Below are 21,391 nucleotides of genomic sequence, written 5' to 3' on the forward strand. Positions count from 1 at the left end.
AGTATCTTGCTAGGCCTGTTGGCGGCCGCGCTACCTTGTCTGGGCTGGGCCCTGCAGCTGCATCGGCGCCTGGCTGGGCGCCAGGCCGACATGGCTTTGCTGGAGGAGCGGCTGGCCAGCGCGCAGCTGGCCCAGGAAGGTCTGCAGGCCCAGCTCGATGCCAGTCGCGACGAAATCAGCGATCTGAGCGAGGCCAATTCGCTCAAGCAAGCCAACCTGGCCGCGTTGCAGCGTGAGCTCGAACTGCTGCAGGTCGAGCGCGACAATGCCCGCGACGCCGCGCATGCCTGGCACCTGGAGCGCAGCGCCCGCGAAGCCGAGCTGCGTCGGCTGGAGGCCCAGGCAGCGCGCCTGGAAGCCGAGTTGCGAGAGCAACAGGAAAGCCATTCGCAGCGCCTGGAGGACCTTCAGCAAGCGCGCGATACCTTGCGTGCGCAATTCGCCGAAATGGCCACGCGGATCTTCGACGAGCGTGAGCAGCGTTTCGCCCAGACCAGCCAGCAGCACCTCGGTCAGTTGCTCGACCCGCTCAAGGAGCGCATCCAGGCCTTCGAAAAGCGCGTCGAGGAAAGCTACCAGCAGGAAGCGCGCGAGCGCTTTTCCCTGGGCAAGGAGCTCGAGCGCCTGCAACAGCTCAACCAGCGGCTGTCCGACGAGGCGACCAACCTGACCCAGGCGCTCAAGGGGCAGAAGACCCAGGGCAACTGGGGCGAGTTGATCCTCGAACGGGTGCTGGAGCACGCCGGCCTGGAAAAGGGCCGCGAGTACCATACCCAGGTCAGCCTCAAGAGCGCCGATGGCGAGCGCTACCAGCCCGACGTGCTGATCATGCTACCAGGCGACAAGCAAGTGGTGGTCGACGCCAAGGTCAGCCTGACCGCGTACCAGCAGTTCGTCAGCGACACCGACGGCAACCGCGCGCAGGCCGCGCTCAAGCAGCACGTGCAGTCGCTGCGCAACCATGTCAAAGGCCTGTCCGGCAAGGACTACAACCGCCTGGAAGGGCTGCACAGCCTGGATTTCGTCCTGCTCTTCGTGCCCATCGAGGCGGCTTTCTCGGCGGCGCTGCAGGCCGAGCCGAACCTGTTCCAGGAAGCGTTCGACCGGCAGATCGTGATCGTCAGCCCAACCACCTTGCTAGCGACCTTGCGGGTGATCGACAGCCTCTGGAAGCAGGAGCGCCAGAGCCAGAATGCTCGTGAGATCGCCGAGCGTGCCGGCTGGCTGTACGACAAGTTCGTGCTGTTCATCCAGGACCTGGACGAGCTCGGCAGCCGCCTGCAACAGGTCGACAAGGCCTATGTGGCGGCACGCAACAAGCTCTGCGAAGGGCGTGGCAACCTGGTCAGCCGCAGCGAACAGCTCAAGTTGCTGGGCGCGCGCGCCAGCAAGAGCCTGCCGGGGGACTTGCTGGCCCGTGCCCTCCATGACGCGGCGCTTACTGAACCAGGCTCAGATGCCGATTGAGCAAGGCGCGCAAGGCTGCCGGCTTGACTGGCTTGGCCAGGTAGTCGAGACCGGCGGCGTGCACCTGGGCCACGGTCTCGCTGCGTCCATCGGCGCTGATCACCACGCCCGGCACCGGTTCGCCCAGGCAGGTACGTAGCCAGGCCATCAGGCCGGTGCCGGTCTCGCCGTCGTCCAGGTGATAATCGACCAGGGCCAGATGCGGGCGTATCCCGTCGTCCAGCAGCGCCTGGCATTGCTCGCGATTGCGAGCGGTCCAGACCTGGCAGCCCCAGCGGCCGAGCAGGCTGCGCATGCCGACCAGGATGCTGTCCTCGTTGTCCACGCACAGGACCTGCAAGCCGGCCAAGGGGTGCCCAGCCTGCTCTGGCAAGGGAGTCGGCGTGGCGAGCGTCTTGCTCAGCGGCACACGCACGCGAAACACGCTGCCCTTGCCCGGCCATGAACGCACTTCCAGGCGATGCCCGAGGACCCGGCATAGCCCGTCGGCGATCGCCAGGCCCAGGCCCAGGCCTTTTTCCGCGCGCGTCTGGTGGCTGTCCAGGCGCTTGAACTCCTGGAAGATCACCTGCAACTTGTCGTCGGCGATCCCTGGGCCACGGTCCCAGACTTCCAGCCACAAGTGCTCGGCCTGGCGGCGCACGCCGAGCAGGATCGGGCTCTTGCCGTAGCGCAAGGCGTTGGTCAGGAAGTTCTGCAACACCCGACGTAGCAGTCTGATGTCGCTGTGTACCCGCGCGCGGCTGCCGCGCAGGCGAAATTCCAGGCCTTTTTCCGCGGCCAGCACCTTGAACTCGGCGCCGAGAGTATCGAACAGCTCGTTGAGCGCGAAAGGCTTGGCATCTGGAGTGATCCGGCCGTTCTCCAGGCGCGAGATGTCCAGCAGGTCGCTGATCAGCTCCTCGGCCGAACGCAGCGAGCTGTCCATGTGCTGGACCAGCTGCCGGGCTTCCTCGGACAGGCTGTCGTTCTGCTGGGCCAGGGCCGCGGAGAACAGCCGCGCGGCGTTCAGCGGCTGCATCAGGTCATGGCTGACCGCTGCCAGGAAGCGCGTCTTGGACTGGCTGACCGCCTCGGCGTGGCTCTTGGCCTCGCTCAGCGCCTGGTTGAGCTGGGACAGTTCGTGAGTACGTTCGGCGACCCGCTGCTCCAGGCTCTCGTTGGCTTCCTTCAGGGCCTGCTCGGCTTCACGGAACGGCGTGATGTCGGTGAAGCTCATGACGAAGCCGCCACCGGGCATCGGGTTGCCGATCAGTTCGATGACCCGGCCGTTGGGGAACAGCCGCTCGGAGGTGTGGGCCCGACCCTGGCGCATCCAGTGCAGGCGGCGCGCCACGTGGACCTGCGCCTCGCCCGGCCCGCACAGGCCGCGCTCGGCGTTGTAGCGGATGATGTCGGCGATCGGTCGGCCGACGGCGATCAGCCCGTCCGGGTAGTTGAACAGCTCCAGGTAGCGGCGGTTCCAGGCCACCAGGTGCAGGTTCTGGTCGACCACGCTCAGGCCCTGGTTGATGTTCTCGATGGCCCCTTGCAGCAAGGCGCGGTTGAACTGCAGCACTTCGGAGGCTTCGTCGGCGATGCGCACCACATCCTCGAGCTGCATGTCGCGACCTTCGATCGCCGCCTTGACCACCGCGCGGGTCGAGGACGTGCCGAGCACCCCCGCCAGCAGGCGCTCGGTATGTTCGATCCAGTCGCCATCGGCATTCTGATTGGGGTTGAAACCCTTGCCCTGGCGGTAGGCGAAGCGAATGAAGCTCTGCCGCGCGCGGTCCTCGCCGACGAAGCGCGCGGCCAGGTTGAGCAGGTCATCGATCTGCACCGCCAGCAAGGTCCGGCTGCTTGGCCGCGCGCTGGTCTGCTGGCCGATGAAGCGACCTGCCTGCCAGTGTTCCGACACCCGCGTGCGTGACAGCACCGAGACCCAGACGAACAGCACGAAGTTGCCGGCCAGCGACAGCACCACCCCCTGGGTCAGCGGCGTGATCGGCAGGTTCAGCGGGTTGCCGTGCAGCCAGGCCAGGCCCGGGAAGGGTGCCAGCGACCAGCCGAGGCTGTGCGCGGCGATCGGCAGCACCAGGGTGTAGAACCACAGGAAGATGCCCGCCGCCAGGCCAGCGAACACGCCACGGCGGTTGGCCTGCTTCCAGTACAGGGCGCCGAGCATGGCCGGCGCCAGCTGGGTCACCGCGGCGAAGGCGATCTGCCCGATGGTCGCCAGGCTCGCGGTGGAACCGAGCAGGCGATAGCTGACGTACGCCAGCAGCAGGATCACCACGATGGTCACCCGGCGCACCGAGAGCATCCAGTGGCGGAACGCCTCGAACGGGCGTTCGGCGTTCTTGCGCCGCAGCAGCCAGGGCAGCAGCATGTCGTTGGAAACCATGGTCGATAGCGCTACCGCCTCGACGATGACCATGCCAGTGGCTGCCGAAGCGCCACCGATGAAGGCCAGCAGCGCCAGGCTCGGATGGGCCTCGGCCAGCGGCAGGCTGATGACGAACGAGTCGGAGATCACCGTGCCGGGCAGCAGCATCTGCCCGGCCAGGGCGATCGGCACCACGAACAGCGCCGCCAGCGCCAGGTACATGGGGAACACCCAGCGCGCCAGGCGCACGTCCTGCGGCTCGATGTTCTCCACCACGGTGACATGGAACTGCCGTGGCAGGCAGATGATCGCCATCATGGCCACGCAGGTCTGGACCACCATCGACGGCCAGTTGATGGTTTCCTGCCAGTAGCCCTGCAGATGCACCGATGCGCGGGCCTGGCTGAACAGGTCGTCGAAGCCATCGTACAGATTGAAGACCACGAAGGCGCCGACCCCGAGGAAGGCCAGCAGCTTGACCATCGATTCGAAGGCGATCGCCAGGACCATGCCACGGTGGTGCTCGGTGACGTCCAGGCTGCGGGTACCGAAGATGATCGCGAACAGCGCCAGCACCAGCGAGACCACCAGCGCGGTGTCCTGGACCCGCGTGCCGGTCGCATCGGCGTTGGCGCCGATCAGCAGGTTGACCCCGAGCACGATGCCCTTGAGCTGCAGAGCGATGTAAGGCAGCACGCCGACCAGGCAGATCAGCGCCACCACCACCGCCAGCGACTGGGACTTGCCGTAGCGCGCGGCGATGAAGTCGGCGATCGATGTGATGTTCTGCTGCTTGCTGATCAGCACCATCTTCTGCACCACCCAGGGCGCGAAGACCAGCAGCAGCACCGGCCCCAGATAGATCGGCAGGAACGCCCAGAGCTGCTCGGCGGCCTGGCCGACCGCGCCGAAGAAGGTCCAGCTGGTGCAGTACACCGCCAGCGACAGGCTATAGACCCAGGCGCGCAGGCGCGCCGGCAACGGCGTGCTGCGGCGGTCGCCATAGAAGGCGATGGCGAACATGATGGCCATGTAGGCCAGGGCGACCACGGCGATCAGCCCGCTGGACAACGACATGAAGACTCCGAGCAATGAACGATAACGCGGTCCCGATCAGTCAGTCTGGCACGCCAGCCCGCCTTCGTCAGCGCCGACGATGGTCGCAGTGGCAGGACGTCGCAGGTGGCTGGGTCCGCGGCTCAGATCCCGAGGCCATTCCACGATGAACTGCAGCTCGCAAGCAGATGCCAGGATCCACGACCGGCGGTGGATTGACAGCCTCTGCCCCACGACCGATACTCTCGAAAAATTCATATAGATGTTTATATAACAAGACGAGAGCGAACCATGTCCCTTCTGTCCGGTGATGCGCGATTGCCCCGCTACCAGCAACTGCGCGACCATCTGGTCGAGCAGATCGCCAACAACCGCTGGCGCCCGGGCGAGGCGATTCCGACCGAGGCCGCGCTGGCCAGCGAATTCGACATGTCCGTCGGTACCGTGCGCAAGGCGATCGATGTCCTGGTGGCAGAGGGTGTGCTGGAGCGCCAGCAGGGGCGGGGTACCTTCATCCGCCGTCCACAGTTCCAGTCTTCGCTGTTCCGCTTCTTCCGCTTCGAATCCGCCACTGGCGAGCGCGCCATGCCCCAAAGCCGCATCCTGTCGATCGAACCGCTCCAGGCCCCATCGGCGGTAGCGCAGGCCCTGGGCCTGGCGACCGGGGGCGAAGTGATCCGCATCGTCCGTACCCGCCTGCTCGATGCCAAGCCGGTGCTCGCCGAAGAGATCTGGCTGCCACGCCAGCTTTTCGAGCCGCTGCTGGAAGCCGACCTGGATCGCCAGGGGCCGCTGTTGTACCCGATCTACGAGCAACTGTGTGGCCAAGTGGTCGCCTATGCCGAGGAGACACTGACCGCCGAGGCGGTCGATGCGGTTCACGGCCGCCTGCTGCAAGTACCGGCCGAAAGTCCCGTGGTGGTGATCGAGCGCCTGGCCCGCGACTATGCCGGCAAGCCACTGGAGTGGCGGCGTTCGCGTGGGCATGCGCAGCACTTCCGTTACCGCATCGAGATTCGCTGAGCCGATCGACCCCGTTTGCCACCTGCCTGCGCCGTACTGCCACGGCGCGGTGGCTTCGTCTGCCCGGTCGAGGCTTGCCCGGCCGTCATTTACACAACTAAAAGGATAACAATCATGTTCAGCTGGTATCGCCAGATCACCTCACGGGAACGCAAGACGTTCTGGGCCTGTTTCGGCGGCTGGTCGCTCGATGCGCTGGAAGTGCAGATGTTCGGCCTGGCCATCCCGGCGTTGATTGCCGCGTTCGCCCTGACCAAGGGCGATGCCGGTCTGATCAGCGGCCTGACCCTGGTCACCTCGGCGATCGGCGGCTGGCTCGGGGGTACGCTGTCGGATCGCTACGGTCGTGTGCGTACCCTGCAATGGATGATCCTCTGGTTCTCCTTCTTTACCTTCCTTTCGGCCTTCGTCACCGGCTTTTACCCGCTGCTGTTCGTCAAGGCCATGCAAGGCTTCGGCATCGGCGGCGAATGGGCGGCCGGCGCGGTGCTGATGGCCGAGACCATCAACCCGAAATATCGCGGCAAGGTGATGGGTACCGTGCAGGGCGCCTGGGCGGTGGGCTGGGGCCTGGCGGTGGCACTGTTCACGCTGATCTACTCGCTGGTGCCGCAGGAGTTCGCCTGGCGAGTGATGTTCTTCGTCGGCCTGCTGCCGTCGCTGCTGATCATCTGGGTGCGCCGCAACGTACCGGAGCCTGACAGCTTCCAGCGCCTGCGCAAGGAACAGGCGATCCCCGGCAGCTTCTTCAAGTCCATGGCCGGCATCTTCCGTCCCGAGCTGCTGCGCGTGACCCTGCTCGGTGGCCTGCTGGGCCTCGGCGCCCATGGTGGCTACCATGCGGTGATGACCTGGCTGCCGACCTTTCTCAAGACCGAGCGCAACCTCTCGGTGCTGAACTCCGGCGGCTACCTGGCGGTGATCATCTTTGCCTTCTGGTGTGGCTGCGTGATCAGCGGCCAGCTGATCGACCGCATTGGCCGGCGCAAGAACATTCTGTTGTTCGCCCTGTGCTGCGTACTGACCGTACAGGCCTACGTGTTCTTCCCGCTGAGCAATACCCAGATGCTGTTCCTTGGTTTCCCGCTGGGCTTCTTCGCCGCTGGCATCCCGGCCAGCCTGGGCTCGTTCTTCAACGAGCTTTACCCAGCCGATGTGCGCGGCGCCGGGGTCGGCTTCTGCTACAACTTCGGCCGCGTGCTCTCGGCGGTGTTCCCGTTTTTGGTCGGCCACATGAGCGAATCCATGTCGCTAGGCGCCGCCATCGGCATCGATGCCGGCATCGCCTATGGCGTCGCGGTGATCGCGGCCCTGTGCCTGCCGGAAACCCGTGGCCGCAACCTCGAAGCCACGCCAGCGCCAGCAATGGCCAGCCCCGCGACCGTCAAGTAACCGCTTTCTACCTCGATGAGAATCATGTTCGACGTTCCCGCCAACTTTCCGACCGCAATCGACAGCCACGCCCACGTCTTCAGCCGTGGGCTGGAGCTGGCCAGCGAACGCCGCTACGCGCCGAACTACGACGCGCCGCTGGGCGACTACCTGGGCCAGTTGCAGGCCCATGGCTTCAGCCATGGCGTGCTGGTCCAGCCCAGTTTCCTCGGCACCGACAACCGCTACCTGCTCGCGGCCCTGCAGGCGGCGCCACGACACCTGCGCGGGGTGGTGATGCTCGAGCGCGACGTGGCGCCAGAAACCCTGGCCCGGCTGACTCGCCTGGGTGTCAGGGGCGTGCGCCTGAACCTGATGGGCAAGGCCCTGCCTGACCTGGGTGACGGTCAGTGGCGTACCTTTCTCGAGCGCATCGGTGAGCAGGGCTGGCACCTGGAACTGCATCGCCAGGTGGCGGACGTCCCGGCATTGGTGCGAGCCCTTCGGCCCTATGGCCTGGACATTGTCATCGATCACTTCGGCCGTCCCGATGCCCGCGGCGGGCTGGGCCAGCCAGGGTTCGCCGAAATGCTGACCCTCGGCGCAGAGGGCAAGGTCTGGGTGAAGGTATCCGGGATCTATCGCCTGGAAGGTTCGTCGCAGCAGAACCTGGCCTTCGCCCGCCAGGCATTGTGCGCGCTCGAGACCCACTATGGCGCGGATCGGCTGATGTGGGGCAGCGACTGGCCGCATACCCAGCACGAGGCCGCGGTCAGCTTCGGTGGCGTGCTGGAGCAGTTCGAGGCGCTGGGTTGTTCCGCGGCGCTGCGCCAGGCGCTGCTGGTGGATACGGCCAGGGCACTGTTCGGGTTTGCCTGATGGCCCTGCGGCAGTTCTTCAGCGTGGCATGCGCGTCAGCTCGAAGTGGGTTCGCTGCACGTGCTCGGAGTCGAGGCCGATCATCACCTCGAAGCCGCCAGGCTCGACCGTCCAGCGCAAGTCCCGGTCGAGCAACGCAAGCATGGATTCGTCGATGGCGAACGAGATCTCGCGAGTTTCCCCCGGCGCCAGCGCCACCTTCTGGAAACCCTTCAACTCCTTCAGCGGACGGCTGACCGAAGCGCTGCGATCACGAATGTACAGCTGCACCACGGTTTCTCCGCTGCGCTGGCCTTCGTTGCGCACACGGACACTGGCGTGCAGGCTGCCACCGGGTTGCAGCTGGTGCGCCGAGAGCGTGGGCGCGCTCAGGCTGAAGCGGGTGTAGCTCGGGCCGTGACCGAAAGGGTAGAGCGGGCCGTCATCGATGTCGAAGTAGTGCGACTGGTAGGCGCCGCGACCTTGCGGATCGACCGGGCGCCCGGTATTCAGGCGATTGTAGAAAAGCGGGACCTGCCCCACGCTGCGTGGAAAGCTCACCGGTAGCTTGCCTGACGGGTTGTAGTCGCCGAACAGGACATCGGCGATGGCATTGCCGCCCTCGGTGCCGCTGAACCAGGTCTCCAGCACCGCGTCGGCCTGTTGGCTTTCCTCGACGATGGTCAATGGTCGGCCATTCATCAGTACCAGCACCAATGGCTTGCCGGTGCGCTGCAGGGCCAGCAGCAGTTCACGTTGTTGATCCGGCAGGTTCAGGTCGGTCTTGCTGGCGCCTTCATGGGACATGCCGCGCGCCTCGCCAAGTGCCGCCACGACCACATCGGCCTGGTTGGCCACCGCGACCGCTTCGGCAAGCAAGGTGGCGGGCGAGCGTGGGTCGAAGCGTGCCTGGTTGTCCGCCAGCCGATCGAAGACATGCGGCCGGTCGACAATGTTCGAGCCCAGGGCATGCAGTACCTTGGCCTGGCCCGCCACGCTGCGCCTGATGCCTTCGTACAGGCTGACCGCCTGGCGCGACTGACCGCTGCCGGGCCAACTGCCGAGGATGTCGACCGGGTTATCGGCCAATGGACCAATGACGGCGATGCTGCCGTGGCGCTGCAGCGGCAGTACCTGGTCACGGTTCTTCAGCAATACCAGCGAGCGTCGCGCCACGTCCCGCGCCTGGGCACGATGCAGGCGGCTTTCGGCCTGCGCATCGGCAGGATCATCCTGGGCCTGGCCAAGCCTGCGATAAGGATCCTCGAACAGGCCCAGATCGTACTTGGTGGAAAGCACCTGGCGCACGGCCTGGTCGAGCAGCGACACCGGAACCTGGTCCTGCTCGACCAGGCGCCCGAGCGCCTGCTCGAAAAAGCGATCGCTCATGCTCATCTGCGTGCCAGCCTCCAGCGCCATCCGCGCCGCCTCGCTTGCCGATGCCGCGACACCGTGGGCGAGCAGCTCTTCGACCGCGCCGTGGTCGCTGACTACCAGACCGTCATAGCGCCACTGCTCGCGCAGTACTTCATGCAACAGCCAGCGATCAGCCGTGGCGGGCACGCCATTGAGGGTGGTCAGCGCACTCATCAGCGCGCCGGCGCCTGCCTCGACGGCGGCCTGGTAAGGAGGCATGTAGTCCTGGAACAGGCGCTGGCGGCTCATGTCGACCGTGTTGTAGTCGCGTCCGCCTTCGACCGCGCCGTAGGCGGCGAAATGCTTGACGCAGGCCATCAGGCTGTCCGCCGTGCCCAGTCGCGGCCCCTGCAACTGGCGCACCACCGTCTCGACGATGCGGGACGCCAGGTACGGGTCCTCGCCGTAGCCTTCCGATATCCTTCCCCAGCGCGGGTCGCGGCTGATGTCGGCCACTGGCGCGAACGTCATGTCCAAGCCGTCGGCGCTGGCTTCCATCGCGGCGATCCGTGCGCTGCGGCCGATCGCCCGCAGGTCCCAGCTCGAGGCCAGGCCAAGGCCGATGGGGAACACGGTACGCTGGCCGTGTACCACGTCGCCTGCGAAGAACAACGGGATGCCCAGCCGACTCTGGCGCACGGCGGCGTCCTGGAACTGGCGCAACTGCGCGCGCGTCACCCCAGGCGCGGTGAACATGGCGCCGGCGCCGGCCTCGGCAACGGTCTGGAGGGCCGCTTGCGGCGCGGGTTCGGCACCGGCATAGAGCATGCGCAACTGGCCAATCTTTTCGGCGACGCTCATCTGCGCCAGCAGTCGATCGAGCAGGCGCTGCTTGTCGGCTGCAAGCGCATGCGCAGGCCAGCCGAGCAATCCGGCCAGCAGCATCGGTGCCATTACCCGCGCAAGCCGCGACGCCGATTGCAGTATGCTGTGTCTGATAGTCCGGTCATCCATCCGTGGCGGTCCCGATTGCACGAAAGCCTCGAGCCTGAAGGCTTACCGCGTGCGTCGCCACTGGCAGAATTGCCAGGTGGCACAGGGCTCGGGCTGGAACCCGTAGGGCCTTGCAACCGGACATCAGCCCTCAACGCACTTCAGGAACAAGGACGATGAGTCACCCCTCGCAATTCACCTTGCTCGGCAAGCGGCGCTTCCTGCCGTTCTTCATCACCCAGTCGCTGGGTGCCTTCAACGACAACCTGTTCAAACAGTCGCTGATCCTGGCGATCCTCTACAAGCTCAACCTCGAAGGCGACCGCTCGGTCTGGGTCAATCTCTGTGCGCTGCTGTTCATCCTGCCGTTCTTCCTGTTCTCGGCGCTGGGCGGGCAGTTCGGCGAACGCTTCGCCAAGCACACGCTGATCCGCACGATCAAGCTGGCCGAGATCCTGATCATGGGTATCGGCGCGGCGGGCTTTCTCGGCGATCACCTGGTGCTGATGCTGGTGGCGCTGTTCGGCATGGGGACTCATTCGGCGCTGTTCGGCCCGGTGAAGTACTCGATCCTGCCCCAGGCCTTGCGTGACGAGGAGCTGGTCGGTGGCAATGGCCTGGTGGAGATGGGCACCTTCCTGGCCATCCTTGCCGGCACCATCGGCGCCGGCGTGCTGATGTCCGCCGAGGACCACGCCAGCATGGTGGCCGGCGGCGTGGTCGGTACCGCGGTGCTGGGCTACCTGGCCAGCCGCTGGATCCCCAAGGTCGTCGCCGCATCGCCGGGCATGCGCCTGGACTGGAACATCTTCCGCCAGTCCTGGGCGATCCTGCGCATGGGCCTGGGCCAGACGCCAGCAGTGTCCCGGTCGATCGTCGGCAATTCGTGGTTCTGGTTCGTCGGGGCCATCTACCTGACCCAGATCCCGGCCTATGCCAAGGACTGGCTGCATGGCGACGAAACGGTCGTGACGCTGGTGCTGACGCTGTTCTCGGTGGGCATCGCGCTCGGCTCGCTGCTGTGCGAGCGGCTCAGTGGGCGCAAGGTGGAGATCGGCCTGGTGCCGTTCGGTTCGTTCGGTCTGACCTTCTTCGGCCTGCTCTGGTGGTGGCATTCCGGCGATATCGCGCCGGGCCAGTCAGCGCATGGCTGGCTCGACTTGCTGGGCATGGGCCAGGCCTGGTGGATCCTCGCTTCGATCGTTGGCCTGGGCGTCTTCGGCGGCTTCTATATCGTGCCGCTGTATGCCTTGATCCAGGCGCGCACGCCGGTGGGGCAGCGCGCCCGGGTGATCGCCGCCAACAACATCCTCAACGCCCTATTCATGGTGGTCTCGGCCCTCGCCACCCTCTTGCTGCTGAGCGTGGCCGAGCTGAGCATCCCGCAATTGTTCCTGGTAGTGTCGCTGCTCAATATCGGGGTCAACGCCTATATCTTCAGCATCGTTCCCGAATTCACCATGCGCTTTCTCATCTGGCTGCTCAGCCATTCGATGTACCGGGTCGAGCACCGTGACCTGCAGCGCATTCCCGATGAGGGGCCGGCGCTGCTGGTATGCAACCATGTATCGTTCGTCGACGCCCTGCTGATCGGCGGGGCCGTGCGGCGTCCGGTGCGCTTCGTGATGTACTACAAGATCTATCGGCTGCCGGTATTGAACTTCGTGTTCCGCACCGCTGGAGCCATTCCCATCGCCGGTCGCAACGAGGACCAGGCCATCTACGAACGGGCGTTCGCCCGGATCGCCCAGTATCTGGCCGAGGGCGAGCTGGTATGCATCTTTCCCGAAGGCAAGCTCAGCGCCGACGGCGAGATCGATGTATTCAGGAACGGAGTCAGCCGGATTCTCGCCGAGACCCCGGTACCGGTGATCCCGCTGGCGCTGCAAGGCTTGTGGGGCAGCTTCTTCAGCCGCGATCCGGCCAAGGGCTTGTTCAAGCGCTTCTGGTCACGGGTGACCATCGTGGCTGGCAATGCCATCCCGGTGGAAGCGGCGCAGCCCGACAAGCTGCGCGAACAGGTCGCCAGCTTGCGCGGCGACCTGCGTTGAAGCGAAGGTCAGCTGGCGCTGAGCTTGAGGCCGACCAGGCCAGCGATGATCAGCGCCACGCTGACCAGGCGCACCAGCGCCATGGACTCGCCGAACAGGATGATCCCGGCGATCACCGTGCCCACCGCGCCGACGCCGGTCCAGATGGCATAGGCCGTGCCCAGCGGCAGCTCCTTCACCGCCAGGCCCAGCAGGCCCAGGCTCACGGCCATGGCGGCGACGGTCAGCACGGTGGGCAGCGGCTTGCTGAAGCCATCGGTGTATTTGAGCCCTACGGCCCAGCCGACCTCGAACAGGCCGGCGAAGAACAGGATGATCCAGGACATGGTCAGTCTCCATCGTTGCGTTGATGGGGCCGTCCCCGGATGTTCACGCAGTGCGTCGCAGGGCCGTCCCTGCAGTGGGCGTCATGTTGCACAAGGTTAAGGTGGATGGGCAAGTGTAGGAGGGCCGCGCTCCAGCAGCACTCAGCTGCGAGTCGCCTGCTTGCCTTCGGCTTCCGGCAGCCGCTCCTGCATGCGCCTGAACCAGGTCGACAGCAGTGCCCCGGAGATGTTGTGCCAGACGCTGAACAGCGCGCTTGGCACCGCCGCCAGCGGCGAGAAATGCGCGCTGGCCAGCGCCGCGCCGAGCCCGGAATTCTGCATGCCGACCTCCAGCGCCAGCGACTTGCGCTGGGCCAGCGGCAGCTTGCAGAGCTTGCCGGTGAGATAACCAAGCAGAAAACCGAAGCTGTTGTGCAAGACCACCACCGCCATGATCAGCAGGCCGGACTCGGCGATCTTCGCCTGGCTGGCTGCCACCACCGCGCAGACGATCATCACGATGCTGACCACCGAAACGAGCGGCAGGACCTGGACCGCCAACTGCACCCGTGCCCCAAGCAGTCGCTGCGCTAGCACCCCCAGCACGATCGGCAGCATCACCAGTTGCAGGATCGACCAGAACATGTCCATGAACGAGACCGGCAACCAGGCCGAGGCCAGGAACCAGATCAGCGCAGGCGTGAGCAGTGGGGCGAGCAGAGTGGTCACCGCCGCGATGGCCACCGCCAGCGCCAGGTCGCCTCTGGACAGCCAGACCATCACGTTGGACGCCGTGCCGCTTGGGCAGCAGCCGACCAGGATCACCCCGACGGCGATTTCTGCCGGCAGGTGAAACAGCTGGCACAGCAGCCAGGCCATCCCCGGCATGATCACGAAGTGCGCGACCACGCCCAGCGCCACCCGCCAGGGCTGGCGGGCGAGGGCAGCGAAGTCGTCGAGCTTGAGTGTCAGCCCCATGCCGAACATCACCAGTCCCAGCAGCGGCACGATGGCCACCGTCAAGCCGATGAACCACTGGGGCTGAAGAAAGGCCAGGCAAGAGAACAGCAATACCCACAAAGCGAACGTGTTGCCGACGAAGCGGCTCAGGGCGGCAAGTGCGCGCACGATGGTATCTCCGGTAGGTGGGGCCAGGCCGCGAGCCGCGAGCGACAAGCCACAGACCACAGGCCGACCGAGACGCTGATGACTCCTCGGCGGCCTTGGACGCCAGGGCAACTTCAGCCAGCACGATCAGCCTGAAGCTTGCGGCTCGAATCTGGAAGCTCGCGGTCGCAGGCGCGGTCAGATTCCCTGGGGAATTTCTTCGCCGCCGAGTGCTTCGAACAGCGCCGGCAGGAATTCGGTGAAGGTCATCATCATCAAGGTGAAGGATGCATCGAACTGTTGCTGGGCTTCCTCGCCGCCGTCCTGCTCGGCCTGTTCCTGCAGCAGTTCCTCGAACTTCAGGCGCTTGATCACCATCTTGTCGTCGAGCACGAACGACAGCTTGTCCTGCCAGGCCAGCGCCAGCTGGGTGACCACCTTGCCGGTGCCCAGGTGCAGCTGGATTTCCTCGCTGGTCAGGTCCTGGCGCTTGCAACGGACGATGCCGCCATCCTCGTGGGTGTCACGCAGCTCGCATTCATCCAGCACATGGAAATCCACGGCGGCCTGCTGCGACTTGACCCAGTCGGTGAGGGTGGCGCTTGGCGCGGTCTTGACGCTGACCGGACGCACCGGCAACGACCCCATCACCTCGCGCAAGGTGGACAGCAGGTCCTCGGCGCGCTTGGCGCTGGCCGAGTTGACCAGCACCAGGCCCAGGCGCGGCGCGATGGCGGCGAAGATCATGGCGCGGCGGATGAAGGCGCGCGGCAGGAAGGCCTGGATGATCTCGTCCTTGATCTGGTCGCGTTCCTTCTTGTAGACCTTGCGCATCTGCTCGGTCTCGATTTCCTCGACCTTTTCCTTCACCGCGTCGTTGACCACGCTGCTGGGCAGGATGCGTTCCTCCTTGCGTGCGGCGATCAGCAGGAATTCGCCACTGACGTGGACCAGCGGCGCGTCCTCGCCCTTGCCGAACGGGGCGACGAAACCATAGGTGGTCAGTTCCTGGCTGGCGCAGGGGCGGGCCGGCTTGCTGGCCAGGGCGGCTTCCAGCGTCTCGGGGTCGAACGGGATGTCCTGGGTCAGGCGGTAGGTCAGCAGGTTCTTGAACCACATGGGGTGAAGCTCTCCTCGATGCATAAGGCGGGCATTATTCTCCGAGTGCGGTCCAAGGCCAACCCTGTGCGGTGGATTTGCAGGTCAACCGGGCGATGAACGGACGGTGTCGCTAGGTCATTGAAAGGTGAGGAAAAATTTTTTAAAAAAGTGCTTGCCAGGGTGCAAGGTCCTCCGTAGAATGCGCGCCACACCGAGACGAAGGGTGATTAGCTCAGCCGGGAGAGCATCTGCCTTACAAGCAGAGGGTCGGCGGTTCGATCCCGTCATCACCCACCACTTCTCAGTGTATCGCGCAGCGGTAGTTCAGTCGGTTAGAATACCGGCCTGTCACGCCGGGGGTCGCGGGTTCGAGTCCCGTCCGCTGCGCCATATTCGAGCTTCCAGGGCCCACTGAACACCCGGAAGCCAAAGAAAGAAGCGACCTTAGGGTCGCTTTTTTCGTTTTTGTTCCAGGCTACCGCAAGATAGCAAGGCAGGGGCAGACTGGATGGCGCAGCGCCTTGCCGTCCGTCAATGGCGCCGCTCGGCCAAGGCTGGCGCTTCCTCCTCGCGCAAGGTCAACACTTCGTAGCCGTCGGCCGTGACCGCCACGGTATGCTCCCATTGCGCCGAGAGCTGCTGATCACGGGTGATCACCGTCCAACCATCACGCAAGGTGCGCACGCCACGACCGCCCTGGTTGATCATCGGCTCGATGGTGAACACCATGCCCGGCTTGAGCTTCAGGCCACTGCCACGCTGACCGTAGTGCAGCACTTCGGGTGCCTCGTGCATCTGCCGGCCAATGCCATGCCCGCAATACTCGCGCACCACGCTATAGCCTGCCGCCTCTGCATGCGCCTGGATGGCGTGGCCGACATCGCCGAGCGTGGCACCGGGGCGGACCTGCTCGATGCCTTTCCACAAGGCCGCGTAGGTGGTGTCGACCAGGCGTCGGGCGGGTTCGCTGACTGCGCCAATGCAGTACATCTTCGACGAGTCGGCGATGTAGCCACCTTGCTCGAGGGTGATGTCGACATTGATGATCGACCCTTCGGCCAACAGTTCATCGGCCTTGGGGATGCCGTGGCAGACCACATGGTCGACCGAGGTGTTGAGCGAATAGGGAAAGCCGTACTGGCCCTTGCTGGCCGGCCGGGCCTTGAGCGTCTGGACGATGAACGCCTCGGCGCGGTCGTTGATCTGCAAGGTGCTCACGCCAGGCCGGATGAAACCGTCCAGATCGGCGAACACCTGCGCCAGCAGCCGTCCAGCATGTCGCATGAGGGCGAGTTGCGCGGGGTCCTTCAGTACCACCTGGCTCATTGCAGCAGCTCCCTGAGGCTGGCCTGGTCCTGGCGCAGCAACTGGCGCAGCAGCTCCTGATAGCTGGCCTGGGGATGCAGCTCGGCAAGCATGCCGAGGCGGATCCAGTGCTCGGCCTGGGCATTGATCGAGCGCGAAAAGGCAGTGCTGGCGACCCGCAGGTCCTCATGCAGGGTGTCGGAGATCTTGACGATGCCCAAGGGGAGTCCTCGTTGATATATGAAGCGTATATGTATCATATATGGAGGGGAAGATGTACCGCCGAGCGGCCCATTTCGGTCGGGCCGGCATCATCGGCAGGTTGGCAGGGTGACAGGCATCCGGCGCGATCGGTGAATGTACGGGGTCGGGCGTAGCGGCCGCATCACCTCAACGAAACCAATCGCGCCCGGCGCCCCTTCCATCCGGCCAGCAACGAGGGCCCCAGGGCCACCAGTGTCGAGCCCAGCACCACCACGATCGCTCCGACATACCCCAGGGCATTGAGCTGCTCGGCAGCGACGTAAGCCGGCCAGAGCCAGGCTGCCACGGCTACCGCGACCAGCGTGACCAGTGGCGTCAATGCCAGGGTTGCGCTGACCTTCGAGGCTTCCCAGTGGGCCAGCGCCTCGGAAAACGCACCGTACCCCACCAGCGTGTTGAGGCAGCATGCCAGCAACAGCCACGCCTGCAAGGGGCTCAGCTCGAGCGCTTCGAGCGGGCTTGCCCAAGGTGTGAGCAACGCCGCGCAGACCAGGTAGATCGCCATCATCACCTGCTGGGAATGCCACACCGTAAGCAATTGCTTCTGGCTCAGGGCATAGGCCACCCAGATGCTGGTGGCCAGGAGAATGGTCAGCACGCCCGTGGTATAGGTGCCCAGAGAGGTGAGCAGTTCGCCCAGGCGCTGGTTGAAGAACAGCCCGAAGCCGAACAGCAGGATCACCAGCCCGATGCCCTGCCCCAAGGTGAAGCGCTCGCGGAACACGAACACGCTGGCGACCAGCAACAGGACCGGGCCGACTTGCACCACCAGCTGGGCCGTACCGGGGCTGAGCAGGCGAAGCCCGACCAGGTAGAGCACATAGTTGCCCAGCAAGCCGAGAGCGGCCAGCGCGAGCAGGCCAACCCCCTTGCGCCCCAGGCTGGACACCGGTGGCAGCCGGCGGTTGGCCGCCAGCCAGGCGAGCAGCAGGCCGCCAGAGACCAGCAGGCGGTACCAGGTCACCGTCAGCGGGTCCATCACCTGCAGCACCTGCTTGAGCTTGATCGGCAGGATGCCCCATAGCAGCGCCGTCAATAGCGCCAGGAGCAGGCCACGAACCCAGCGACCGGAAGAAATGTGCATGCAAGCCTCGGCAAGCCGTTGATGAAGCTGGATTCTAAGGCTCGGCCTGGGCTTGCGACAGTCTGCAGGCGCGAAAAGAACTCATCAGGTCATTCCAGGCCGGCATGGCCGGGTTTTCCAGGCCACAGCCATAGGCCAGGAGCGGCCGCCTGCGGGGCGCCGGGCCGGCCGCGATGGGCGCAACGCGAGCCCATGCGGCCAACCCAACCTGACCCAGAGCCTCCCGAACCTGCCTCGGTCCGCTCCCTCTACCTTAACCCCGCGCTCCCGGCGCCAGCATGTGCTCCGGGCGTACCCACTGATCGAACTGCTCATTGGTCAGGTATCCCAGCGCCAAGGCGGCCTCGCGCAGGGTCGTGCCCTCGGCATAGGCCTTCTTGGCGATCTCGGCTGCCTTGTCATAGCCGATATGCGGGTTCAGCGCGGTCACCAGCATCAGCCCACGCTCCAGATGCTCGGCCATCTTCGTCGCATCCGGTTCGATCCCGGCCACGCAATGCTGGTTGAAGTTGCGGCAGCCGTCGGCCAGCAGCTCGATCGATTGCAGCAGGTTATGGATGATCACCGGCTTGAACACGTTCAGCTGCAGATGCCCCTGGCTTGCGGCGAAGCCAATCGTCGCGTCGTTGCCCAGCACCTGGCAGGCCAGCATGGACAGGGCTTCGCACTGGGTCGGGTTGACCTTGCCCGGCATGATCGAACTGCCCGGCTCGTTGGCTGGCAGGCGCACCTCGGCGAACCCGGCGCGTGGGCCGGAGCCGAGCAGGCGCAAATCGTTGGCGATCTTCATCAGCGCCACGGCCAGGGTCTTCAGACCACCGGCCAGGCTGGCCAGCGGCTCATGCCCGGCAAGCGCGGCGAACTTGTTCGGCGCGGTGACGAACGGCAGGCCCGAGAGGGCTGCCAGTTCCGCCGCCACGGCTTCGGCGAAACCTTGCGGGGCGTTCAGGCCGGTGCCTACCGCGGTGCCGCCCTGGGCCAGCTCGCAGACCGCCGGCAGGCTGGCGCGAATGGCGCGCTGGGCGTAGTCGAGCTGGGCGACGAAGGCCGAGACCTCCTGGCCGAAGGTGATCGGCGTGGCGTCCATCATGTGGGTGCGTCCGGTCTTGACCAGTTGCTGGTGCCGCGCGGCAAGTTCGGCAAGGCCGGCCGACAGTTCGGCGATCGCCGGCAGCAGCTTCTCCTGCACGGCCTTGGCCGCGGCGATGTGCATGGCGGTGGGGAAGCAGTCGTTGGAGCTCTGCGAGCGGTTGACGTGATCGTTCGGGTGGACCGGCGCCTTGCCCCCGCGCCCCTGGCCGGCCAGCTCGTTGGCGCGCCCGGCGATCACCTCGTTGACGTTCATGTTGCTCTGGGTGCCGCTGCCAGTCTGCCAGACCACCAGCGGGAACTGGTCGTCATGCTCGCCGGCGAGCACTTCGTCGGCCGCCTGTTCGATCAGGCGGGCCAGGTCGGCGGGCAGGTCGCCGTTGCGGTCATTGACCCGTGCTGCGGCTTTCTTGATCAGCGCCAGGGCATGCACCACCTCGACGGGCATGCGCTCCTTGCCAATGGCGAAGTTGATCAGCGAGCGTTGCGTCTGCGCCCCCCAGTAGGCCTGTTCAGGAACTTCGACCGGGCCGAGGCTGTCAGTTTCGATACGGCTCATGCTGCGCTCACTCCTTAGTGATCTGAATCCGCAGTTTAGGCCCTGATTCACCTGAGCGGTTCCATCGCTCGTCAGCCCACTTGAGCGCCGTGCCCCACCGGGCGCAGAATGCGTTCCCCCGAGGTACCTACCTCGCCTGTCATATGAAGGAAGTGCAATGACCCGTCTCCGTGCCCTCTGTGCCGCCGTGGCACTGGCCTGCGCCAGCGGCCAGGTACTCGCCGACACCGCCAGCCACAATGCCAGCGCGGAAAAATTCCTTGTTCTGGCCAATGCCGACAAGCTGGGCACTCCGGTGTACATGCAGGTCCAGCAGATGTTCGCCCAGCGCTTCGCCCAGACCAAGGCGCCGGCTTCCAAGCAGGCCGTGCTCGAGAGCTACCAGGCCAAGGCCAACGCCGCGCTGGACAATGCCATCGGCTGGAAGAAGCTCAAGCCCGACATGGTCAAGCTGTACACCACCAGCTTCACCGAGGCCGAGCTCAAGGAACTGGTGCGTTTCTACGAGTCTCCGGTCGGCCGCAAGGTGATGCGCGAGATGCCCAAGGTCACCCAGCAGTCGGCCCAGCTGACCCAGGCCAAGCTGGAAAGCGCGGTGCCGGTGGTCAACAAGCTGCTCGAGGACATGACCAAGGAACTCGACCCGAACGCCGGCAAGGCCGCGCCGGCGAAGAAGTGAGCCCGACCCGATGAACATGCAGCAGCGTATCGAGGCCCAGCTGGCCGAACTCGCCCCCGAGCACCTGCAGGTGCTCGACGAGAGTCACATGCACAGCCGTGGCCAGCAGACCCACTACAAGGCAGTGATCGTCAGCGAACGGTTCGCTGGCCTCAACAGCGTCAAGCGCCACCAGAAGGTGTACGCCACTCTCGGCGAGCTGATGGGGCAGTTCCATGCCCTGGCCTTGCATACCTACACCCCCGAGGAGTGGCGCCAGGTCGGTGCCGCGCCAGCGTCGCCGGTCTGCGCCGGGGGCAGCCGGCACTGAATCGCCCGCGGGAATTTGCTAGAATCCGCAACGCGCCGCCTGTCGGCGCGTTTTTTATTGTCGTCCGGTCCGCCCCTTGCGAGGGTGACCACCTGGAGAAACACTGCATGACCCAACCGATCGTCGTGGCGGCGCTGTACAAGTTCGTCACCTTGCAAGACTACGTCGAGCTGCGCGAGCCGCTGCTCAAGACCATGCTCGACAACGGCGTCAAAGGCACTCTGCTGCTGGCCGAGGAAGGCATCAACGGCACCGTCTCCGGCACCCGCCAGGCCATCGATGCGCTGCTCGCCTGGCTGCGCCGCGACCCGCGCCTGGTCGATATCGACCACAAGGAATCGCTCTGCGACGACCAGCCGTTCTATCGCACCAAGGTCAAGCTGAAGAAGGAAATCGTCACCCTGGGCGTGCCTGGCGTCGACCCCAACCGGGCGGTCGGTACCTACGTCGACCCCAAGGACTGGAACGCGCTGATCAGCGACCCGGAAGTGCTGCTGATCGACACGCGCAACGACTACGAAGTGGCCATCGGCACGTTCAAGGACGCGATCGATCCCAAGACCGCCACCTTCCGCGAATTTCCCGAGTACATCAAGGCCAACTTCGATCCGAGCAGGCACAAGAAGGTCGCCATGTTCTGCACCGGCGGCATCCGCTGCGAGAAGGCCTCGAGCTACATGCTCGGCGAGGGCTTCGAAGCCGTCTATCATCTCAAGGGAGGCATCCTCAAGTACTTCGAGGAAGTGCCGCAGGAGGAGAGCCTCTGGGAGGGCGACTGCTTCGTCTTCGACAACCGCGTCACGGTGCGTCACGACCTGAGCGAGGGCGACTATGACCAGTGCCATGCCTGCCGCCACCCGGTCAGCGCCGGGGACCGCGAGTCCGAGCATTTCTCTCCAGGCATTAGTTGCCCGCACTGCTGGGACAGCCTGAGCGAGAAGACGCGGCGCAGCGCCATCGACCGGCAGAAGCAGATCGAGCTGGCCAAGGCCCGCAACCAGCCGCACCCGATCGGCTACAACTATCGCAAAGCCGAGGCCTGAGC

17 protein-coding genes and 2 tRNA genes are annotated in these 21,391 nt (G+C 65.4%); 10 read left to right on the plus strand and 9 right to left on the minus strand.

Going from position 1 to position 21,391, the window contains the following annotated elements:
• Positions 1-96: 96 nt before the first annotated feature.
• Positions 97-1,467, plus strand: coding sequence for a DNA recombination protein RmuC (locus tag ACY8GK_RS00110; RefSeq protein ID WP_196179732.1), 1,371 nt, complete (start codon positions 97-99; stop codon positions 1,465-1,467).
• Here ACY8GK_RS00110 and ACY8GK_RS00115 read toward each other — a convergent pair.
• Entirely contained in the window at positions 1,439-4,912 is a 3,474-nt protein-coding gene (locus tag ACY8GK_RS00115; protein WP_462401964.1) for a hybrid sensor histidine kinase/response regulator, read from the minus strand. The two genes, ACY8GK_RS00110 and ACY8GK_RS00115, sit on opposite strands and share 29 nt — an antisense overlap.
• A 270-nt stretch (positions 4,913-5,182) precedes the next feature.
• On the opposite strand from ACY8GK_RS00115, the gene ACY8GK_RS00120 reads away from it, so the two are divergent.
• From ACY8GK_RS00120 to ACY8GK_RS00130, 3 genes are all read left to right on the plus strand, one after another.
• The gene (locus ACY8GK_RS00120; RefSeq protein WP_196179598.1) at positions 5,183-5,914 is read left to right on the plus strand and encodes a GntR family transcriptional regulator; all 732 of its coding nucleotides are present in this window, start codon (positions 5,183-5,185) and stop codon (positions 5,912-5,914) included.
• Between the two features lie 114 nt (positions 5,915-6,028).
• On the plus strand, positions 6,029-7,306 hold the full coding sequence (locus tag ACY8GK_RS00125) for an MFS transporter (RefSeq protein WP_196179600.1): 1,278 nt from the start codon (positions 6,029-6,031) through the stop codon (positions 7,304-7,306).
• Positions 7,307-7,330: 24 nt separating this feature from the next.
• The gene (locus ACY8GK_RS00130; protein ID WP_462401965.1) at positions 7,331-8,164 is read left to right on the plus strand and encodes an amidohydrolase family protein; all 834 of its coding nucleotides are present in this window, start codon (positions 7,331-7,333) and stop codon (positions 8,162-8,164) included.
• 18 nt (positions 8,165-8,182) lie between these two features.
• Here the strand turns inward: ACY8GK_RS00130 and bglX are convergent, their stop codons facing one another.
• Positions 8,183-10,453: a beta-glucosidase BglX gene (gene bglX, locus ACY8GK_RS00135; protein ID WP_462401966.1), complete on the minus strand. Its 2,271-nt coding sequence runs from the start codon at positions 10,451-10,453 to the stop codon at positions 8,183-8,185.
• A gap of 215 nt (positions 10,454-10,668) precedes the next feature.
• Here bglX and ACY8GK_RS00140 point away from each other — a divergent pair, with 215 nt between their 5' ends.
• The gene (locus ACY8GK_RS00140) at positions 10,669-12,543 is read left to right on the plus strand and encodes an MFS transporter (RefSeq protein ID WP_462401967.1); all 1,875 of its coding nucleotides are present in this window, start codon (positions 10,669-10,671) and stop codon (positions 12,541-12,543) included.
• Between the two features lie 8 nt (positions 12,544-12,551).
• On the opposite strand, the gene sugE is transcribed toward ACY8GK_RS00140, so the two are convergent.
• The 3 genes from sugE to rdgC all read right to left on the minus strand — a co-directional run bounded on the left by sugE (position 12,552) and on the right by rdgC (position 15,074).
• On the minus strand, positions 12,552-12,869 hold the full coding sequence (sugE, locus tag ACY8GK_RS00145; protein ID WP_196179609.1) for a quaternary ammonium compound efflux SMR transporter SugE: 318 nt from the start codon (positions 12,867-12,869) through the stop codon (positions 12,552-12,554).
• Positions 12,870-13,010: 141 nt separating this feature from the next.
• The gene (locus ACY8GK_RS00150) at positions 13,011-13,976 is read right to left on the minus strand and encodes a bile acid:sodium symporter family protein (RefSeq protein ID WP_196179611.1); all 966 of its coding nucleotides are present in this window, start codon (positions 13,974-13,976) and stop codon (positions 13,011-13,013) included.
• A gap of 177 nt (positions 13,977-14,153) precedes the next feature.
• Positions 14,154-15,074, minus strand: a complete 921-nt coding sequence (gene rdgC / locus ACY8GK_RS00155; RefSeq protein WP_196179613.1) for a recombination-associated protein RdgC — start codon at positions 15,072-15,074, stop codon at positions 14,154-14,156.
• 203 nt (positions 15,075-15,277) lie between these two features.
• On the opposite strand from rdgC, the gene ACY8GK_RS00160 reads away from it, so the two are divergent.
• A tRNA-Val gene (locus ACY8GK_RS00160) sits at positions 15,278-15,353 on the plus strand.
• A 16-nt stretch (positions 15,354-15,369) separates the two neighbouring features.
• A tRNA-Asp gene (locus ACY8GK_RS00165) sits at positions 15,370-15,446 on the plus strand.
• A 141-nt stretch (positions 15,447-15,587) separates the two neighbouring features.
• On the opposite strand, the gene map is transcribed toward ACY8GK_RS00165, so the two are convergent.
• The 4 genes from map to ACY8GK_RS00185 all read right to left on the minus strand — a co-directional run bounded on the left by map (position 15,588) and on the right by ACY8GK_RS00185 (position 19,357).
• Positions 15,588-16,382: a type I methionyl aminopeptidase gene (gene map, locus ACY8GK_RS00170; protein WP_462401968.1), complete on the minus strand. Its 795-nt coding sequence runs from the start codon at positions 16,380-16,382 to the stop codon at positions 15,588-15,590.
• On the minus strand, positions 16,379-16,582 hold the full coding sequence (locus tag ACY8GK_RS00175) for a ParD-like family protein (RefSeq protein WP_196179617.1): 204 nt from the start codon (positions 16,580-16,582) through the stop codon (positions 16,379-16,381). Before ACY8GK_RS00175 ends, map begins: the two co-directional genes overlap by 4 nt.
• A gap of 164 nt (positions 16,583-16,746) precedes the next feature.
• Positions 16,747-17,709 (minus strand): DMT family transporter, encoded by a 963-nt coding sequence (locus ACY8GK_RS00180; protein ID WP_196179619.1) that lies wholly within the window; start codon positions 17,707-17,709, stop codon positions 16,747-16,749.
• 253 nt (positions 17,710-17,962) lie between these two features.
• A complete protein-coding gene (locus tag ACY8GK_RS00185) occupies positions 17,963-19,357 on the minus strand; it encodes a class II fumarate hydratase (RefSeq protein ID WP_462401969.1) in 1,395 nt (464 codons plus the stop codon).
• Between the two features lie 157 nt (positions 19,358-19,514).
• On the opposite strand from ACY8GK_RS00185, the gene ACY8GK_RS00190 reads away from it, so the two are divergent.
• The 3 genes from ACY8GK_RS00190 to trhO all read left to right on the plus strand — a co-directional run bounded on the left by ACY8GK_RS00190 (position 19,515) and on the right by trhO (position 21,389).
• Positions 19,515-20,036, plus strand: a complete 522-nt coding sequence (locus tag ACY8GK_RS00190; protein WP_196179623.1) for a DUF2059 domain-containing protein — start codon at positions 19,515-19,517, stop codon at positions 20,034-20,036.
• A 10-nt stretch (positions 20,037-20,046) separates the two neighbouring features.
• Positions 20,047-20,346, plus strand: coding sequence for a BolA family protein (locus tag ACY8GK_RS00195; protein WP_196179625.1), 300 nt, complete (start codon positions 20,047-20,049; stop codon positions 20,344-20,346).
• A gap of 107 nt (positions 20,347-20,453) precedes the next feature.
• A complete protein-coding gene (trhO, locus tag ACY8GK_RS00200; RefSeq protein ID WP_462401970.1) occupies positions 20,454-21,389 on the plus strand; it encodes an oxygen-dependent tRNA uridine(34) hydroxylase TrhO in 936 nt (311 codons plus the stop codon).
• Positions 21,390-21,391: the final 2 nt, after the last annotated feature.

This window comes from Pseudomonas sp. Marseille-QA0332 (genome assembly GCF_054950175.1).

What these genes read in the sequence shown, in the direction of transcription:
- ACY8GK_RS00180 (WP_196179619.1), bottom strand. Translation starts at nt 17,709, where the DNA reads ATGCACATTTCTTCCGGTCGCTGGGTTCGTGGCCTGCTCCTGGCGCTA.
- ACY8GK_RS00125 (WP_196179600.1), top strand. Translation starts at nt 6,029, where the DNA reads ATGTTCAGCTGGTATCGCCAGATCACCTCACGGGAACGCAAGACGTTC.
- bglX (WP_462401966.1), bottom strand. Translation starts at nt 10,453, where the DNA reads ATGGCACCGATGCTGCTGGCCGGATTGCTCGGCTGGCCTGCGCATGCG.
- ACY8GK_RS00115 (WP_462401964.1), bottom strand. Translation starts at nt 4,912, where the DNA reads ATGTCGTTGTCCAGCGGGCTGATCGCCGTGGTCGCCCTGGCCTACATG.
- ACY8GK_RS00195 (WP_196179625.1), top strand. Translation starts at nt 20,047, where the DNA reads ATGAACATGCAGCAGCGTATCGAGGCCCAGCTGGCCGAACTCGCCCCC.
- rdgC (WP_196179613.1), bottom strand. Translation starts at nt 15,074, where the DNA reads ATGTGGTTCAAGAACCTGCTGACCTACCGCCTGACCCAGGACATCCCG.
- ACY8GK_RS00120 (WP_196179598.1), top strand. Translation starts at nt 5,183, where the DNA reads ATGTCCCTTCTGTCCGGTGATGCGCGATTGCCCCGCTACCAGCAACTG.
- sugE (WP_196179609.1), bottom strand. Translation starts at nt 12,869, where the DNA reads ATGTCCTGGATCATCCTGTTCTTCGCCGGCCTGTTCGAGGTCGGCTGG.
- ACY8GK_RS00185 (WP_462401969.1), bottom strand. Translation starts at nt 19,357, where the DNA reads ATGAGCCGTATCGAAACTGACAGCCTCGGCCCGGTCGAAGTTCCTGAA.
- map (WP_462401968.1), bottom strand. Translation starts at nt 16,382, where the DNA reads ATGAGCCAGGTGGTACTGAAGGACCCCGCGCAACTCGCCCTCATGCGA.
- ACY8GK_RS00190 (WP_196179623.1), top strand. Translation starts at nt 19,515, where the DNA reads ATGACCCGTCTCCGTGCCCTCTGTGCCGCCGTGGCACTGGCCTGCGCC.
- trhO (WP_462401970.1), top strand. Translation starts at nt 20,454, where the DNA reads ATGACCCAACCGATCGTCGTGGCGGCGCTGTACAAGTTCGTCACCTTG.
- ACY8GK_RS00130 (WP_462401965.1), top strand. Translation starts at nt 7,331, where the DNA reads ATGTTCGACGTTCCCGCCAACTTTCCGACCGCAATCGACAGCCACGCC.
- ACY8GK_RS00140 (WP_462401967.1), top strand. Translation starts at nt 10,669, where the DNA reads ATGAGTCACCCCTCGCAATTCACCTTGCTCGGCAAGCGGCGCTTCCTG.